This window comes from Wansuia hejianensis (genome assembly GCF_014337215.1).
In the GTDB taxonomy this organism is placed as follows: Bacteria; Bacillota; Clostridia; order Lachnospirales; family Lachnospiraceae; genus Scatomonas; species Scatomonas hejianensis.
In genome coordinates, this window is record NZ_CP060635.1 from 1,002,253 (window position 1) to 1,019,684 (window position 17,432).

At 48.2% G+C, this 17,432-nt stretch carries 16 protein-coding genes and 1 riboswitch; all 16 genes read left to right on the forward strand.

All coding sequences use genetic code 11. The annotated features are described in order from the left end of the window. Positions 1-15: 15 nt before the first annotated feature. Positions 16-867, forward strand: a complete 852-nt coding sequence (mreC, locus tag H9Q79_RS04570) for a rod shape-determining protein MreC (RefSeq protein ID WP_118644554.1) — start codon at positions 16-18, stop codon at positions 865-867. Continuing rightward, a complete protein-coding gene (gene mreD / locus H9Q79_RS04575; RefSeq protein WP_118644552.1) occupies positions 868-1,395 on the forward strand; it encodes a rod shape-determining protein MreD in 528 nt (175 codons plus the stop codon). After that, the gene (locus H9Q79_RS04580; RefSeq protein WP_118644550.1) at positions 1,380-4,298 is read left to right on the forward strand and encodes a penicillin-binding transpeptidase domain-containing protein; all 2,919 of its coding nucleotides are present in this window, start codon (positions 1,380-1,382) and stop codon (positions 4,296-4,298) included. The genes mreD and H9Q79_RS04580 overlap by 16 nt, the downstream gene beginning before the upstream one ends. 63 nt (positions 4,299-4,361) lie before the next feature. After that, positions 4,362-5,141 (forward strand): septum site-determining protein MinD, encoded by a 780-nt coding sequence (gene minD / locus H9Q79_RS04585; RefSeq protein WP_118644548.1) that lies wholly within the window; start codon positions 4,362-4,364, stop codon positions 5,139-5,141. 10 nt (positions 5,142-5,151) lie between these two features. Then, positions 5,152-5,409 (forward strand): cell division topological specificity factor MinE, encoded by a 258-nt coding sequence (locus tag H9Q79_RS04590; RefSeq protein WP_118644546.1) that lies wholly within the window; start codon positions 5,152-5,154, stop codon positions 5,407-5,409. Further along, entirely contained in the window at positions 5,393-6,553 is a 1,161-nt protein-coding gene (locus H9Q79_RS04595) for an FtsW/RodA/SpoVE family cell cycle protein (RefSeq protein WP_118644544.1), read from the forward strand. The genes H9Q79_RS04590 and H9Q79_RS04595 overlap by 17 nt, the downstream gene beginning before the upstream one ends. Then, positions 6,528-6,923, forward strand: coding sequence for a methylglyoxal synthase (gene mgsA, locus H9Q79_RS04600; protein WP_118644542.1), 396 nt, complete (start codon positions 6,528-6,530; stop codon positions 6,921-6,923). Before H9Q79_RS04595 ends, mgsA begins: the two co-directional genes overlap by 26 nt. Then, positions 6,907-7,932 (forward strand): D-alanyl-D-alanine carboxypeptidase family protein, encoded by a 1,026-nt coding sequence (locus H9Q79_RS04605; protein WP_118644540.1) that lies wholly within the window; start codon positions 6,907-6,909, stop codon positions 7,930-7,932. The genes mgsA and H9Q79_RS04605 overlap by 17 nt, the downstream gene beginning before the upstream one ends. Before the next feature lie 107 nt (positions 7,933-8,039). Then, positions 8,040-8,465, forward strand: a complete 426-nt coding sequence (locus H9Q79_RS04610) for a twitching motility protein PilT (protein WP_118644538.1) — start codon at positions 8,040-8,042, stop codon at positions 8,463-8,465. A 179-nt stretch (positions 8,466-8,644) separates the two neighbouring features. Beyond that, a riboswitch (cobalamin riboswitch) is annotated at positions 8,645-8,836 on the forward strand. Positions 8,837-8,982: 146 nt separating this feature from the next. Beyond that, complete coding sequence (locus H9Q79_RS04615; protein WP_249329284.1) at positions 8,983-10,671, forward strand: ABC transporter substrate-binding protein; 1,689 nt, start codon at positions 8,983-8,985, stop codon at positions 10,669-10,671. 2 nt (positions 10,672-10,673) lie between these two features. Next, on the forward strand, positions 10,674-11,624 hold the full coding sequence (locus tag H9Q79_RS04620; RefSeq protein ID WP_249329285.1) for an ABC transporter permease: 951 nt from the start codon (positions 10,674-10,676) through the stop codon (positions 11,622-11,624). Then, positions 11,621-12,442 (forward strand): ABC transporter permease, encoded by an 822-nt coding sequence (locus tag H9Q79_RS04625; protein WP_249329286.1) that lies wholly within the window; start codon positions 11,621-11,623, stop codon positions 12,440-12,442. Before H9Q79_RS04620 ends, H9Q79_RS04625 begins: the two co-directional genes overlap by 4 nt. A 20-nt stretch (positions 12,443-12,462) precedes the next feature. After that, entirely contained in the window at positions 12,463-13,410 is a 948-nt protein-coding gene (locus tag H9Q79_RS04630; RefSeq protein ID WP_249329287.1) for an ABC transporter ATP-binding protein, read from the forward strand. Next, positions 13,397-14,164, forward strand: coding sequence for an ABC transporter ATP-binding protein (locus H9Q79_RS04635; protein WP_249329288.1), 768 nt, complete (start codon positions 13,397-13,399; stop codon positions 14,162-14,164). Before H9Q79_RS04630 ends, H9Q79_RS04635 begins: the two co-directional genes overlap by 14 nt. Before the next feature lie 14 nt (positions 14,165-14,178). Continuing rightward, positions 14,179-15,942, forward strand: a complete 1,764-nt coding sequence (locus tag H9Q79_RS04640) for a LysR family transcriptional regulator (protein WP_118644534.1) — start codon at positions 14,179-14,181, stop codon at positions 15,940-15,942. 161 nt (positions 15,943-16,103) lie between these two features. Next, on the forward strand, positions 16,104-17,429 hold the full coding sequence (locus tag H9Q79_RS04645; protein ID WP_118644532.1) for a biotin/lipoyl attachment domain-containing protein: 1,326 nt from the start codon (positions 16,104-16,106) through the stop codon (positions 17,427-17,429). Positions 17,430-17,432 lie beyond the last annotated feature (3 nt).

Here is a 17,432-nt window from a genome sequence, read left to right on the forward strand (position 1 = left end):
GGATGAGAGGCAGCCATGAAGAAAAAAAAGAAATTTCACATAAAAAGCAGACATCTTCTGGTCATCATGACCTTTGTATGTATCAGTGCCATCGCATTGACGGTGACGAAGACGGTTTCTATCTCGCCGGTCAGAGAAGCGGCGGGCATGCTGATTGTCCCATTTCAGAATGGAATCAATTCTGTCGGCAGCTGGCTCTCTGAGAAGCAGAGCGGCTTCCAGAACGTGGAAAAGCTTGCCGGGGAAAACAGCGCTCTGCAGGATAAGGTAGACCAGCTGACAGAAGAGAACAGCATTTTAAGCCAGAACCAGGAAGAGTTAAAGCGTCTCCGTGACCTCTACCAGCTGGACGGAGACTATTCAGAATATGATAAAGTGGCCGCCCAGGTGATCTCCAAGGATCCTGGCAACTGGTACAGCACTTTCATCATCAACCGCGGAACCAACGACGGCATAGCTGTGGACATGAACGTCATCAGCGGAGGAGGCCTGGTGGGAATCGTGACGGAGGTGGGACAGGACTGGGCGACGGTTCGTTCCATCATCGACGACGCCAGCAGCGTCAGCGCCATGACAGTATCCACATCAGACACCTGTATTGTTTCCGGGGACCTCCGCCTGCTGGACGAGGGTAAACTGGCCTTCGGGCAGATGAACACAGATAATGTAATTACGGCCGGTGAGAAAATTGTCACGTCTAATATCAGCGATAAATACTTAAAAGGGATTTTGATCGGATATGTGGAAGAAGTGACCGAGGATTCCAACCATTTGACCAAGACCGGTTATATCATTCCGGCCGTGGATTTCCAGCACATTCAGGAGGTGCTGGTGATCAAAGAACTGAAATCAGCAGGAGGGGAGTAAATGCGCAGAAAAATTGTGACGCTGCTTGTGATTTTAGCGACCTTTTTGCTGCAGAGCACACTGATGCAGGCCCTGCCGATTTCTTATGTGACGCCGAATTTACTTCTGATACTGACGGTTTCCTTCGGGTTCATGCACGGCAAGCGGACAGGGCTGTGGGTTGGTTTCCTCTGCGGGCTTTCCATTGATCTGTTCTACAGCAACCTGTTCGGGTTTTATGCCCTTGTGTATATGTATATCGGCTATTTGAACGGGCTCTTGTATAAGGTGTTTTTTGATGAGGATATCAAAGTTCCGATGATCCTGGTTGCAGTCAGTGATCTGGGCTATAATCTGCTTTTTTATGTGATACAGTTTGCATTCCGGATGCGTTTTGATTTCGGCGCCTATTTTCAACATACAATTCTTCCGGAAATGGTGTATACTGTATTGCTGACGATTATTTTCTACAGAATTTATTTTTTTATCAACAAGAAACTTGTGGCAGATGAATTGGAGGGACAGCAATCACCTTGGTTAAGAAAATAAAGAAACTACTGAATAAAATATTTTCTCAGCGTTCGTTGATCCTGCTGGCCATTTTTCTGGTCATGACAGTGATACTCATCACCAGAATCTTCCAGCTTCAAATCGTGCACGGCGAAGATTATGCTGAGAACTTTACGGTTGCAACCACAAAAGAACGGAATCTGAAAAGCACCAGAGGTAACATTTACGATGTAAACGGCAGATTGCTGGCTTACAACGAGCTTTCCAATTCTGTCACGCTGGAGGATAACGGAACCTACGCGACCACCAGAGAAAAACAGCTTTCCCTGAACGGAGAGATTTACCGACTGGTCAAGCTGATTGAGGCAAACGGCGATTCGATCACAGACGATTTTCACATTATTCTGGACGAAAGCGGTAACTTTGCCTTCGATGTGGACGAGGGAATCACCCGGAACCGTTTCCGGGCAGATGTCTACGGCCACCAGAAGATTGAACAGCTGAAAGCAGACGAGGCGAACGCTACCGCAGACCAGATCATGGATTATCTGAGCAGTTCGGAACGCTTTGCGCTGTTTAACGCGGATCGTCCGTATACAGAAGCAGAGCTGGTTTCCCATGGCCTTCCGGCGGAGCTCACAAAGGATGAACAGCTGAAAATAGTCATCGTACGCTATCAGCTTTCTCTGACGGGATATCAGAAGTATATGCAGGTTACCATCGCTACCAATGTCAGCGCGGAGACTGTCGCGGCCGTTAAGGAAAATGCGGACAGTCTTCAGGGTGTGGATATTGCGGAAGATTCCATCCGGGTATACAATGATGCAGAGGCTCTTGCTCCGATCATCGGCTATACAGGGCGTCCGTCTTCTGAAGAGCTGGAAACCCTTCAGGAGCAGCGGGATGATTATACCAGCGCCTCCATTATCGGTAAGACCGGAATTGAACAGTTTATGGAGACCACCCTTCAGGGAACGGATGGCTCCGAAGAGGTCACTGTCGATAATCTGGGGAAGGTGCTTGCGATCCATGAGGATTCGCGGGTAGAGCCTCTTCAGGGCAACGATGTCTATCTGACCATTGACAGCGAACTGCAGGTGGCCTGTTATCAGATCCTGGAACAGCGGCTGGCCGGAATACTGGTTTCCAATATCCAGAAGGTCAAGACCGTGGAAGAAGCTACGGTAGATCCCAATGACGCAGATGCGATTCCGATCCCGATTTATGATGTGTATAACGCTCTGATCGAGAACAGTGTGATTGATATCGAACATTTTACCGAAAGCGATGCCACGGCTCTGGAGCAGCAGGTGTATCAGAAGTTCCTGGAGAAGCAGCAGCAGGTGTTCAACTGGATCAGCGGGGAACTGACCGGGGATCAGCCGTCCGCTTATAAAGATCTCAGCGGTGAGATGAAAGAATACATGGACTATATTGTGGACGACATGCTGACGCAGGATACCGGGATTCTGGATTCCAGCGCGATTGATACTGCAGACGCCGTGTATAAGGCATGGACGCGCGATGAGAGCATCAGCCTGAAAGAGTATCTCTCATATGCCGCCAGCCAGAACTGGATTGATATTTCCAAACTTTCTGCCGACAGTGCTTACCTGAACTCAGATGAGGTCTATCAGGCGCTGACTTATTATATTTCTTCTTATCTGGCAGAAGATACCTGGTTCAGCAAGCTGCTCTATAAATATATGCTGCTGCAGGACCGGTTATATCCGGAAGAAGTTTGCCAGCTTCTGTATGACCAGAATATTCTGACCAAAGACGACGAGGCATACAGCAGTTTCCAGGCTGGAACTCTGTCACCGGCAGATCTGATTCTCCAGAAGATCCAGTCTCTGGAGATCAAACCCAAGCAATTGGCTCTGGACCCATGTTCCGGATCAATTGTAGTGACGGAACCTGATACCGGGGAAGTGAGAGCGCTGGTAACCTATCCGGGCTATGACAACAACCGTTTAGCGAATCAGATGGATACAGGATACTACAATCAGTTGTACAATGACCTGTCTACACCATTTTATAACAAAGCGACCCAGCAGCTGACGGCGCCCGGTTCTACTTTTAAGCCGGTCATGGCTGCAGCCGCCCTGAACGAAGGAATCGTTGACAACAGCACAATCATTAACTGCAACGGCCTGTTTGGAGAGGGGCTTGTGGATAAGGGTGACCAGATCCACTGCTGGTATGCGCCCGGCCACGGGGACTTGAACATCATTGGAGGAATTCAGAATTCCTGCAACGTATTTTTCTGTACTATCGCCTACAGGCTGGGGCTGAACGGGGCGAATGAATTTGTCCAGAAAGACGCCCTGAGCAAGATTCAGACATATGCGCAGATGTTCAATCTGGATCAGAAAACCAATCTGCAGATCCCGGAATCCACTCCGCATATTTCGGATGAACTGGCGATCCCGTCTGCGATCGGGCAGGGTACCCATTCCTATACAACCTCCCAGCTGGCGCGTTATGCCTTGACCATAAGGAATAACGGGGTCAGCTATGACCTGAACCTGCTGGATAAGGTGACGGATTCCTCTGGGAATCTCCTGGAAGAATTCTCGCCGCAGATTTCCAAGCAGACGCAGCTTTCTCAGGTGGTCTGGGATGATATTCACGAGGGCATGCGCGGCGTGATTCAGATCAGCAGCGAATTTGCGGATTTTCCAGTGGAGCTGTACGGCAAAACCGGTACTGCGCAGGAATCAAAAACCCGTCCAAACCATGCCTTATTTATCGGTTATTCCCATTATGGCGAGGAAGAAGATATTGCTTTTGCAATACGTATTGCCTATGGTTATTCTTCCACCAACGCCAAAATGGTAGCAAAAGATATGCTTCAATATTACTATAATCTGGAGGATGAAACAGAAGTTCTGACCGGAACATCCGCGCAGGAGGGAATTTCCAATACTGTAACGGATTAATTCCGTTTTACCTGGCAATCTACAAAAGAGAAAAAAAGTAGAACGGAAATGAGGAGGAACAGTATGAACGACGTAATTGTAGTAACATCTGGAAAAGGCGGTGTGGGAAAGACTACCACAGCCGCCAATCTGGGCATAGGGCTCGCAGCCCTTCAAAAAAAGGTTGTGATGGTGGATACCGATATCGGCCTCCGGAATCTGGATGTGGTTTTGGGACTGGAGAACAGGATTGTCTATAATCTGGTGGACGTGATCGAAGGCCGCTGCCGCCTCAAACAGGCGCTGATCCGGGACAAGCGCCAGAAGGATCTTTATTTGCTGCCATCCGCCCAGACCCGGGACAAGACTGCGGTGACTCCGGAACAGATGTGCAAGCTCTGTGAAGAATTGAAGACGGAATTCGATTATGTGATCCTGGATTGCCCGGCCGGGATTGAACAGGGATTCCAGAATGCCATTGCCGGAGCCAACCGGGCTGTAGTAGTTACCACGCCTGAGGTTTCATCCATCCGTGACGCAGACAGAATTATCGGTATTCTGGAGGCCTCCGATCTGAGAGATATTTCTCTGGTCATCAACCGCATCCGCCCGGATATGGTGAAACGGGGGGAAATGATGTCGGTGGAGGATGTGGAAGAGATCCTGGCTGTACCGCTGATCGGGGTCATTCCGGACGATGAGCATGTGGTTGTTGCCACGAACCAGGGCGAACCCATCACAGGCTCGGCTTCAGCCGCGGGAACTGCCTACCAGAATATCAGCCGCCGGATCAACGGGGAAGAAGTGCCATACCTGGAGCTGACGGCAAAAAAAGGCTTCTTCCGGCGCATTTTCAAAAAATAGGAGGCATTTCATGGGTATGTTTCATGAACGGAAACAATTTTCCGGTACGGTAGCCCGGGAACGGCTGGCAACCCTGCTGAGCGCTGAACGGCTGGCCTGTTCTCCCCGAAATATACAAATGCTGAAAAATGACCTGACAATGACGATCAACCGGTATTTACCGGCAGATGAAGCGGCTATAACGATTCAGATCGATTATTCGCCGGCCGTCATGACAATCAAGGTACCGATACAGAAGACAGAGGATACGCATGCTAAAACAATATAAGCTTAAAGACTACAATTTCAGACTGATACTACTGTTGGTGGCTATCAGTATCTTTGGCATTCTGCTGGTGGGTTCCGCCGATCCGGCACTGCAGAAGAGGCAGATGGTCGGGGTAATCGGCGGCCTGATCCTGATGTTCATCGTATCTCTGATGGACTACAGCTGGATCCTTAACTTTTACTGGTTGATCTATATCCTGAATCTGGGGCTGCTGTTGCTGGTCCTGGTGACCGGGGATACCAAAAAGGGGGCATCCCGCTGGATACAGATCGGCGGGGATAACGGCTTCCAGTTCCAGCCTACGGAAGTGGCCAAAATCATGCTGATTTTGTTCTTTGCGATGTTCCTGATGAAACACGAAGAGGATCTGAACACGCTGAAGACGATTGTAAAAGCGGTGATTTTACTGGCCATACCTCTGGCGCTGGTAATCCGGCAGCCGGATTTGAAAAACACCATCACCATAGGGATTATTTTCTGTATCCTGATGTATGTGGCGGGGCTGAGCTATAAAATCATCGGAGGAATCCTCCTGGTAGTGATTCCGCTGATCCTGATCGCATTTTTCCTGATCACACAGACCGATCTTGAAATCATCGACTCCTATCAGAAAGAGCGGATCATGACCTTTCTGGACCCGGAGAACGAGGAGTATTCAGAATCTGCCATACAGCAGAATAACTCTATTACAGCCATAGGAAGCGGTCAGCTGACGGGAAAGGGCCTGAATAATAACAAGGTTTCCTCTTCCAACAAAGGGAATTTTGTAGCTGAAATACAGAATGATTTTATCTTTGCGGTAGCAGGAGAGGAGCTGGGATTTGTGGGCTGTTTTGCCATACTTCTGTTGCTTTTCTTCATTGTATATGAATGTATCCGAATGGGAAGGCGGGCAAAGGATTCAGCAGGGCATACGATCTGCTGCGGGGTAGCTTCGCTGGTTGCCGTCCAGAGCTTTATCAATATCTGTGTCGCGACCGGCCTTCTGCCCAATACAGGAACACCACTGCCTTTTGTCAGCTATGGGCTGACTTCCCTGTTCAGCCTGTTCATTGGAATGGGGCTGGTACTCAATGTCGGACTTCAGAACCGAAATTATTACGGAGGTGAAAAAGCCTATGAACATCGGATTCATCGCGCATGATGAAAAAAAGATATTGATGCAGAATTTCTGTATCGCATACCGGTCCATTCTGTCAAAGCATGAGCTCTACGCTACAGGCACAACCGGACGGATGATCGAAGAGGCCTGCGGGCTGAGCATTCACAAATATCTGGCCGGCCATGTGGGCGGCGTTCAGCAGCTGGCAGTACAGATCGAACAGAACGATATCGACCTGCTGATCTTTCTGCGTGACCCGCAGAGCCCTAAAAGCCACGAACCGGATGCCAAACATTTAATTCGTATCTGTGACATACACAGCATTCCGCTGGCGACTAATCTGGCGACAGCCGAGATGCTGGTGAAATCATTAGACCGGGGAGAGATGGAGTGGCGTGAAATCTACAGATAATCGGAAGAATATTCATATCCTGAACCGGGTGCTGATCGGCACAGTGATCTGCATCGTGGTTTTGTTCGCCATTTTTGTTATCCTGCTGATCAAACAGGACAGGGAAATGGATCTCTCCCAGTCCTATTCACCACAGGCAGCGGAGAACTCCGGGAAAGGCTCTGAGTTTTCTCTGCAGAAGGCGCCGGCGTTCGCTTCCGGCCTCTGTGTATCAGAGGGAGCAGTTGTACTGCCTGATGTGATGCTGCAGGGCAACACGGAAAAAGGGCTGCTGTTTAATCTGGACACGGGAGAAGCGCTTTTTGCCCAGGGGATCTATGACCAGGCATATCCTGCCAGCATTACCAAAATTATGACTGCGATACTTGCCGTAAAATATGGTACGATGGAAGACCAGGTTGTCATGGCTGAAGGAGATTTTGCTCTGGAAGAGGGCTCTCAGGTCAGTGGTATGGCTGCAGGCGATATTGTAACGATGGATCAGCTTTTCCATGCCCTTGTGGTCTATTCGGCCAACGATGCGGCCATGGCAATTGCCCGCCAGATTGGAGGGACTGTCGATCATTTTGTTGAAATGATGAATGAGGAAGCCCTGGCACTGGGCATGACAGGGACTCATTTTATCAATCCTCACGGCCTGCACGACGGCAGTCACTATACGACGGCATATGACGTATATCTGATGCTGAACGAAGCTTTCCGCTACAGTGCTTTTACAGATGCCATACAGATGAATATGTATCATCTGAAGGTCACCCGGGGGGACGGAAGCCAGGTTTCTTTCCGTCTGGATTCAACGGATAAATACCTGACAGGTGAGAAGACTGCCCCCAAAAATGTAAATTTGCTGGGAGGCAAAACAGGGACTACCAGTGAAGCGGGAGCATGCCTGGCAATTATCGCCCAGAACGCCTATGGCGTCCCATATATGGCAGTCATATTAAATGCAGATAACAGGTCTATTCTCTATGAGGATATGAATAAACTATTGATGCAAATTAATTCCTAAATTTTTTGAATTCTGCTTGTATTTTTTGTTCAAATACACTATAATTAGAGCATGAACTAAGAAGTTTTTAGTCAAATTACTAATATTAGTCCAAGGAGGAAACTGCTATGGTTCAATTAATTGTCGGTAAAAAAGGAAAGGGAAAGACCAAATACCTTCTGGATAAGGTAAATACAGCGATTAAAGCTGCCAACGGCAACATTGTCTATCTAGACAAGAGTTCCAAACACATGTATGAGTTAAACAATAAAGTCCGTCTGATTGATGTTTCTATCTACCCGCTGAAAAACAGCGATGAGTTTATCGGTTTCATTTGCGGTATCCTTTCTCAGGATCATGATCTGGAGCAGATGTATCTGGACAGTTTTCTGCGTTTATCCAGACTGGAAGGCAACGAGTCTATGATCGACGATTGTGTCAGCCAGCTGGAGAATGTCAGCAAAATTTTCAATGTTGATTTTATTCTCAGCGTTTCCATGGATAAAGAGGAATTGAGTGCCAGTCTTCAGGAAAAGGTTATTCTGGCTTTATAAATACATACCATAAGCATAAATCAGGAATAATTCTGCCCGGCGGAATTGTTCCTGATTTATTTACTATGAAACCCCGGACGGCAGCCACGAAACGGAGGTATAAGTTTTTTCTTATATCCTCGTTAAGAAAAAAATGAGTTGATTTTCATTAGGGTTATGTTAAAATAACTCTGGACAATTTAATAACCAGCATGCAGCGGTACGCCGGAGAAATGCCGGCGTTTAATAGGGAATACAGTGTAGAATCTGTAGCAGCCCGCTTTACTGTGATAATTATGCGATCTTCTGAATGCCACTGGCCGGTTACAGGCTGGGAAGGCGAAGACCGTGACGATTTAAGCCAGGAGACCTGCCCTGCATCGTATCAACGTGTTTTCGGTGGGGAAAAACAGGTAAATTGAAGAAGAAATTTGGATATTTACATATGGCACTGCCTCACGGCGGTGCTATTTTTGTTGTATCAGAACGTTTAAATTTTATGACCCGACTCAGAGACACAGAAGAAAAGGAGGAACTTATGAAACAAAATTGGAAAAAACTCTCAGGCGTTTTGCTGGGCGCGGTACTTGCCGCTGGATTGCTGGCTGGCTGCGGGGGGACCGCTGATACGTCTGCTTCCGGCAGCCAGCCTTCCGGCGGCAGTCCGGCCACAAGCTCAATTTCCGCCCCGGCCGGCAGCGCTTCTTCTGCTGCGGTCAGCAGTTCCGGTCAGGAAACGGCAGAAGTCAAAAATGAGACCGAAGAAATTGTTCTGGGCTCTGTCAGGGATATGATTCCCGGAGAGGGAGATGCGTTTTATGTAAATCTTTCCGCTCAGGTCTGGGAACCTCTGGTCATTAATAACAACCATGCGCTGGAGCCTGGACTTGCAGAATCGTGGGAATTCAACGATGACTGCACAGAGTGGACATTTCATCTGGCAGAAAACGCTGTCTTCACCGATGGGGTAAAGTTTGATGCGGATGTATGCATCCAGAATATTGAACGCTATAAGACAGGTCCACTGACCTCTACCTATACTTCCCTCAGCATTGATAAGTCCTTTCCCAATCTGAAGGAAATTGTAAAGGTGGATGATTATACTGTAAAGTTCGTCTTCAATGAGCCGATTACCACTCTGGACGCACTTCTCGGTGACTACGGAAGTCCAATGATCAGCCCCAATTGCTTTGACCCACAGACAGGGGAAATCACTTCTCAGGTTGTCGGGACCGGCCGTTATATGATCGAAGAGCATGTACAGGACCAGTACGCGGTCTTTGTAAGAAATGATAATTACTGGGGTGATAATCCAGGAAAAGTAAAACGCTACCGCGTGAACTGTATCCCCGATTCGGAAACCCGCTATTCCGCGCTTGTTTCAGGAGAAATCATGGGTCTCATGGATAACGGCGCAATTATGGTAGACGCAGCCGCTAAGCTGGCAGAAAGCGACGACCGATTCGAGATTGAACCTACAAAAAGCCATATGACTCATTACCTCTATGTCAATGGTTCCAAAGAATATCTGGGAGATGTTAAACTCCGCCAGGCCATCAGCTGTGCCATCGACCGGGATCAGCTGAACGAAACACTGTACCAGGGGCTATGTTATCCCGCTTACAGCGCGCTGAGTAATCAGACGCCTCTTTACAAGGAAATTCAGGGAACATATGATCTGGACCGGGCCAAGGAGCTGGCGGATGAAGTGCTCCAGGGACAGAGGCTTCAGGCAACACTGATCATCGGACAGCGTGTGGTTGACGGTTATCCTGCGAAAGCAATGGCGGAATATATGCAGTCAGCTCTCTCCGAAATAGGAATTGATATCAGCATTGAACTGTTGGACAATGAAGTTACCACAGAGCGCCTGAAATCCGGAGATTATGATTTTTGCATCAACGTGACCGGGCTGAACAGCGCAGACCCCTATTCCACGCTCTACAGCTGGATGGATTCCGAAGGCTCTTACAATGTGGATTACCACTGGAATTATTCCAATACGGAGGTGGACAAGCTTCTGGCATCCGTGTTGAATGAAAAGGATGCCGACAAGCGGGCTGAGATATATGGGCGGCTGCAGGAAATCTCTGCTGAGGAGCTTCCGGTGATCCCGATCCTTTACTATGTCAACGTAAATATTCATAATAAAGAAATCACAGGCTATACTTCAGAGCTGTTTGACGGCGTCAGCATCCCGACTCTGGAATGGGCCGCGAACCGATAAAAATGGGAATTGCAAAGTATATTGGTAAAAAATTGATTATGCTGATTCCTGTGCTTTTCGGCATTACAGTTCTGGCGTTTCTGCTGGGCGTCCTATCCCCGGGCGACCCAGTGGAAGCCGTTCTGAATCCGGACGGCACACAGATCGTGAGCGACGAAGAATATGCGATTATGAGGGAACGAATGGGACTGGATGATCCGGTCCCTGTTCAGTATGTAAAATGGTTGAAAAATGCTCTGACAGGTGATTTGGGCAGATCCTTTTTTACCAACAAGGAAATTAGGGATCAGCTCGCTTACCGTCTTCCCTATACAATCCGTCTGGCCTGCTTCGGCATGTGCCTGACAGTGGTGTTCGGACTTGGCTTCGGTATCCTGATGGCCCGCTATAGAGACAAATGGCCGGACAGGCTCCTTCGATTGATTACGACACTCATGCTGTCGGTACCCGGCTTCTGGCTGGCGATCCTGCTGATCCTGGTTTTGGTAGAACAGCTGCACCTTCTGCCAACCAGCGGTCTCAATGGTTTTTCCTCCTATATTATGCCGGGGATCACGGTCGCGTTCTCCACAATCGGCGTGTGTGCTCGTCTGACCAGAACCGCAGTTTTGGACGAGCTGGGCCGCCAGTATGTGACGGTCGCCAGCGCTAAAGGAATGAAGGCGAAAACAGTCACATTCCGCCATGCATTCCGGAATTCGCTGATTCCAATTACAACTTTTCTGGGAAATTATTTTGCAGGTATCCTGGGGGGATCGACAATCGCTGAAGTTATTTTCAACATACCGGGCATCGGGAACTATGCGATCTCCGCGGTAAAATCCAGAGACTATTATGTGGTTCAGGCATATGTGCTGTTTAGCGGCCTGGTCTATGTGGTGATAAATATTGTCATCGATCTTTTATATCTGGTGCTGAATCCTAAGATAAGGGTAGGTGAGAAGGTAGGGTGAAAAAGAGAAATATCGGTTTTACCGCAGCGTGTGTGCTTTTGGGAGCTATTCTGCTGATGAGTGTCCTGGCCCCTTTACTTGCGCCATACGACCCCAATCAGATCGATATGAAAAATGCGCTGGCCGGGCCTTCTGCCGCTCATTGGCTGGGAACAGACAACATAGGCAGAGATTTTTTCAGCCGCGTGATGTATGGGGGACGTCAGTCTATACTGCTGGCGCTGGCGGCTACCAGCCTGTCCATGGGCCTGGGCTGTGTGATCGGACTGATCGCCGGCTATTTCGGCGGCATACTTGACCTGGTCATCACTTCCGTATCAAACATCTTTCAGGGACTTCCCGGAATGACTATGATGATCGCAATTGCGGGTATTATGGGCTCCGGGGTACACAGCATGCTCCTTGCCCTGGTACTGACCTCCTGGGTCGGATTCTCCAGACTTGTACGGGGTGAAGTCATGAAGGTGAAACAGGAAGCTTTTATTGATGGACTGAGAAGCATAGGGGCGGGAAACGGCCGGATACTCTTCCTGCACATAGCGCCTAATCTGCTGAGCAGTATACTGATCATTTTTGCAACCCGAATTGCAGGTTCCATTTTATCGGTAGCTGCGCTGAGTTTCCTGGGGCTGGGCCTTCAGCCGCCCACGCCTGACTGGAGTATCATGATCAATGAGGCGAGAGCCTATTACCGGACCAATCCCCTTCTGGCAATCGCGCCGGGCATTTGCATCGTCTGCCTGTCTTTCAGCATCAATGTCATTGCAGACGGACTCCGGGACCGTTTTGATGTGCGCAGAGACAGTATACCGGATTAATTGGTAAGAAAGGATTGGCTATGGGAGAAAATATTATACTTAAAGATTTCAGCGTCAGCTTTCAGACCTCCCAGGGGGAGGTAAAAGCTGTCCGCGGGGTAAATACTGTGTTCGAGTCCGGAAAGGTAACGGGAATGATCGGTGAAAGCGGGAGCGGTAAATCTGTGCTGGGAATGGGGATTCTCAAACTGCTTGCTGCAAACGCCAGGATCAGCGGACAGTGTTATTACGGAGATGAAGAAATCAGCGCCTACACAGAAAAGCAGATGACCTCTTTCAGAGGCTTGAAAATTGGCCTGATCCCACAAAATCCTGCGGAATCCCTTGATCCGGTGATCCGCATTAAAAAGCAGCTGATTGAGGCTGTAACCACTCATGACCGTTCCCGAAAGAAGGAAGCTGAAGACAGGTATTGTCTATTAATGAAAAGATTTGGTTTTAAAGACCCGGAATCAATCGGACGCAAATACTCCTTTCAGTTGAGCGGAGGCATGAATCAGAGAATCATATCGGTACTCGGCCTGATGTGCAGCCCCGGCTGGATGCTGGCGGATGAGCCTACAAAAGGTCTGGATGCGATTTTACGAAAGCAGGTCTATGGGGTCCTCAGAGAGGTATTAAAGCGTGATACAGAGAGCATGATAGTCATCACTCATGACATAATACTGGCAAGACGGCTGTGTGACAATATTCTGGTTCTCTACCAGGGTGAGGTTCTGGAGCAGGGCAGTGCGGAACTGGTTCTGGAAAGCCCTCTTCATCCTTATACAACAGGATTGATCGCATCCCTGCCGTCTCATGGAATGGTTCCAATTCCGTTTCCCATGGCGGAACGGTCCGGCAGGCCCGGCTGTGTGTTTTATCCCAGATGCCCGTACGGAACAGAGCGCTGCGGAAGTGAAAAGCCCTGCGATTACACCGTTCCGGACGGCAGAAAGGTCAGGTGTTTCCGGTATGCTCAGAGTTGAGAATCTAAAAAAACATTTTGTCATTGGTGTAATCAGAAAGCACCGTGTGGACGCAGTCAAAGGCGTTTCCTTTGAAATCCCAGAAGGAGGCAGCCTGGGAATAGCGGGGAACAGCGGATGTGGAAAATCTACGATCGCCCGTATCCTCATGGGCCTTGAAGAGCCGGACTGCGGAACTATCTATCTGGACGGAGAACGCCAGGACGCCCTGTCTGCCTCGGCGGTCAGGATCAGAAAGAAAAAAATGCAAATGATATTTCAGCATCCGGAAGCCTCCCTGGACCCACAGAAGACCATTCTTTCCAGCATGATGGAGCCTATGGTTATCCATAAAATGTGTGAAAGCACCCGGGGACGAAAAGAGCGAATCCGTGAACTCTTTGAACTGGTGGGAATTTCTGAAAGCCTTTTTTCCAGATATCCTCATCAGATCAGCGGCGGTGAAGCCCAGAGAATAATGATTGCAAGAGCACTGACGCTGGAACCCAAAGTCCTGATTCTGGACGAACCCACTTCCATGCTGGATGTGTCCATTCAGGCTCATATGATGAATCTATTAAAAGATCTGGGACACAAAATGAATTTAACCTATCTGTTTATTTCACATGACCTTGAAGTCCTGAGCTGGTTTTGCAGCCATATCTGCATCATGAACCAGGGGACATTTGTGGAAACCGGAAAAACCGAGGAAATTATTCATCATCCCGGACACCCGTTTACCCGTGAACTGGTGGAAAGTTTCTCTGAATTTTAAAAAGGAGACAGTGAATGAATCAGCATAATATTCAATATTTCTTAACGGCTGTGGAAGAGCAGAGCTTCAGCAGGACAGCCAGGAAATACTTTGTCAGCCAGGCCGCGGTAACTCAGCAGATCGCCTCCATTGAAAAAGAGCTTCAAACAGTCCTGTTTATAAGGAAAAACAATGGGATTGAGGTGACAGAGGCAGGACTGTATTTTTATGAAAAAATAAAAAAACTGTTGGAAGAATACAGAGAGATATCCGGTAATCTCCGCCGTTTCCGGGAAGAAAAGCCGGAGACTCTGCTGATCGGCGTATCAACACTCCAGGAATATGAATGGTTAATCCCCTGCCTGAAGAAATTCAGCGAAACAGATAAAAGGACCGGCTTCCAGGTAAGAGCAGGCTCTCCCGGACAGCTCCGGGATATGCTGAAGAATGGCAAGCTTTCTTTCTTTTTATCAGATAATCCTATATTTGCTGAGGAAGACGGGCTGGAAGCACTGCCTGCCTATTGTACCGGTATCAGCATCATTGCGGGGACGGGAAGTCCGCTGTTTGATAAAGAGGAGATCGGTATTGAAGATTTGAAGGGCATACCGCTGATCTTGGCCGAAGCTGAAAGACGTGATACAGAGTGGTGCGATTTTGAGTTTTACCGGTTTTGCCGGAGCGCCGGTTTTGTGCCAGAGGTATCCGGCCATGCGGCCAGCTTTTTAGAAGCAGTTATTCTCGCAGATGAGGGAAAAGGCGTGGTTGTATATATGGAGGATATATCCGGCAGATACAGGGAAAGTCCCTTCAGAAAGATCAGGCAGCTAAAGGTATCCGTTTGCATGCAAAAGTTCCTAATCCACCGAAGAAAAGAAGAAAATCCGGACCTGCTGCGCCTGCTGAAATATTTGTCGGGGGCAGAGCGGAGTCACCAAAAGATCGGACGTGCAGATCTGAAATCTGATTTCGGGGTTCTCTGGAAAGAGGCGCTGAAGCAGGAAGACGGCTCTTATAGCCGACGTCTCCTGGATGATACGGCAGAAATTGATTTCTGGCATCGCTTTATGGAGAAGAAGAGCATCTACCGGCAAGATCCCTGGGCGGTACGCATGTCCGGCGTGGTCACGGAGCTGATTCGGGACATGCGCCCGGAAAGCATTCTGGAAATAGGACCTGGCTGGGGGAATTATACGATGGATCTCGCCTCAATCTGCGAAGAAATGTATTGCCTGGATCTCTCACCGGATGTGCTGGACTATATCAAACTATGGGCGAAAAAGCTCAATAAGCCGGAAATACGGACAATTTTGAGCAAATGGGAGGATTATGAAGAGGATCGGACCTATGACATTATTTTTGCTTACAACTGTTTTTACAGAATGCTGCATCTGCGGGAGTGCCTGGAGAAAATGAACCGCATGGCTGGGAAGCTGTGCATCATCGGCATGGGTCTAGGGGAGGTGGAGAATTATTACAGGGAAATGGAAAAAGCCCTGCAGGTGCGTCTGGCATATGATAAAAAAGATTATATCTATTTTATCAACATTCTATATCAGATGGGAATTGATGCCAACATACAGATCATACCTCTCTCAAAAGATATTACGTTCCAGACCTGGGAGCAGGTGGTGCAATATGGAACCTCCTGCCTCTATGAACGCCAGGCTGAGATGAACAGTCACGGACCGGAGATAGAGAATATACTGAAGAAATATTTCCTCAGAAAACGGGATGGCAGTTATCACTACCGATATGACTACAGAGGGACACTGATCTATTGGAAGCCAGCTGGATGACGGCAATCAGATTCGTCCCGGCATGATACATAATTTAAATTATTTCTGTTCAGAGACATTCTTCGGAATGTCTCTGAAACTTTTCCTTGAGTAATGGTGGGGATGATGGTAAAATACAAATGGAGTGTAATCTGGGGATTATTAATTAAGGAGCATAAAAGTTGTTCAATAAAAAGAATAAGCATATCAACATAAATATCGGGACAGTGATCTTTGGAGCATTGTTCCTCTATTTAGTCATAACCGTCATCATTTATCTGACGGCGGACCATATTTCATCTTATCAGGTGACATCAGGACCCTTATCCAAAAATGAAACATATACGGCCCTTGCCATGAGATCAGAGGAAGTGGTAAATGCCACAACGGGAGGCTATGTCAGTTATTTTCTGGCCGACAGCTCAAAGGTTGCGAAAAATGGTACTATTTGCGGAATCAGCGACACACAGAATCTCCTGGAGAATAAAACCTTAACCTCCTCGGATCTGGCTGAGCTGCGTTCCATTGTTTCCCGGTATTCCAAATCTTTTGATGGTAATGATTTCAACTCTGTCTATGATCTCAAATATTCTCTGGACGGAGCTGTTCTGAATACAGGTGATTCATCCACAATCGCCGGAACTATGTGTACGGCGGACAGTGATGGAATCGTCGCTTATTCCTGTGACGGGTATGAATATCTGACACCGGAAGAACTGACAGCCGACAATTTCCGCACAAAGTCCTATAAGAAAAACAAGCTGAGAACGAATGACCAGATCAGTGCAGGCGACCCGCTGTACCGACTGATCAAGAGCGAGACATGGTCTATCGTCATACCGGTGACGGACAAGCAGACAGTCCGCCTGGCCTCCCATGACCGGATTAAGGTCAAATTTTTAAAGGACGGGCACAGCGAAACCGGGCAGCTGAATCTATTCGTCGCCGGGGATCAGAGATACGTCAGGATAACCTTCACAAGTGGGATGCTGCGCTACTGCAATGAACGTTTTCTGGACGTAGAGCTGGTGACAAATACGAAAAGCGGACTGAAAATACCCGTATCCTCAATCGTCACTAAGGAATTTTATACTGTCCCAGTCTCTCTGAAGACCACCAGCGGAGAGAATGGTGAAGTCGGTTTCTTGCAGGAGATCATTGATGAAGACGGTAAAATCACCACCAGTTTCATCGAAACTACTCTCTATGCGGAAGACGCGGGAGACGGCAGCACTGAAGCTGTATATTATGTGGATAAAGATGTGTTTCATGATGGGGACGTCCTGGTTCAGCCGGATTCCAACACCCGCTTTACCATCGGGGCGACCGCCACGCTGGACGGAGTGTACTGCATTAACAAGGGGTATGCTGTTTTCCGTAAAATTTCTATAATAGACCAGAATGAGGAATATTGCATCGTAGACTCAGGAACTACATTTGGAATTTCGCAATACGATTACATTGTCCGCAACGGCAACAGTGTAAAAGAAGAAGATATCCTGTATTAAAGG

Excerpts from the sequence above, each read along its gene's own strand:
- mreC (WP_118644554.1), top strand. The coding sequence starts at position 16 with ATGAAGAAAAAAAAGAAATTTCACATAAAAAGCAGACATCTTCTGGTC.
- mreD (WP_118644552.1), top strand. The coding sequence starts at position 868 with ATGCGCAGAAAAATTGTGACGCTGCTTGTGATTTTAGCGACCTTTTTG.
- minD (WP_118644548.1), top strand. The coding sequence starts at position 4,362 with ATGAACGACGTAATTGTAGTAACATCTGGAAAAGGCGGTGTGGGAAAG.
- H9Q79_RS04590 (WP_118644546.1), top strand. The coding sequence starts at position 5,152 with ATGGGTATGTTTCATGAACGGAAACAATTTTCCGGTACGGTAGCCCGG.
- H9Q79_RS04595 (WP_118644544.1), top strand. The coding sequence starts at position 5,393 with ATGCTAAAACAATATAAGCTTAAAGACTACAATTTCAGACTGATACTA.
- mgsA (WP_118644542.1), top strand. The coding sequence starts at position 6,528 with ATGAACATCGGATTCATCGCGCATGATGAAAAAAAGATATTGATGCAG.
- H9Q79_RS04610 (WP_118644538.1), top strand. The coding sequence starts at position 8,040 with ATGGTTCAATTAATTGTCGGTAAAAAAGGAAAGGGAAAGACCAAATAC.
- H9Q79_RS04615 (WP_249329284.1), top strand. The coding sequence starts at position 8,983 with ATGAAACAAAATTGGAAAAAACTCTCAGGCGTTTTGCTGGGCGCGGTA.
- H9Q79_RS04620 (WP_249329285.1), top strand. The coding sequence starts at position 10,674 with ATGGGAATTGCAAAGTATATTGGTAAAAAATTGATTATGCTGATTCCT.
- H9Q79_RS04630 (WP_249329287.1), top strand. The coding sequence starts at position 12,463 with ATGGGAGAAAATATTATACTTAAAGATTTCAGCGTCAGCTTTCAGACC.
- H9Q79_RS04635 (WP_249329288.1), top strand. The coding sequence starts at position 13,397 with ATGCTCAGAGTTGAGAATCTAAAAAAACATTTTGTCATTGGTGTAATC.
- H9Q79_RS04640 (WP_118644534.1), top strand. The coding sequence starts at position 14,179 with ATGAATCAGCATAATATTCAATATTTCTTAACGGCTGTGGAAGAGCAG.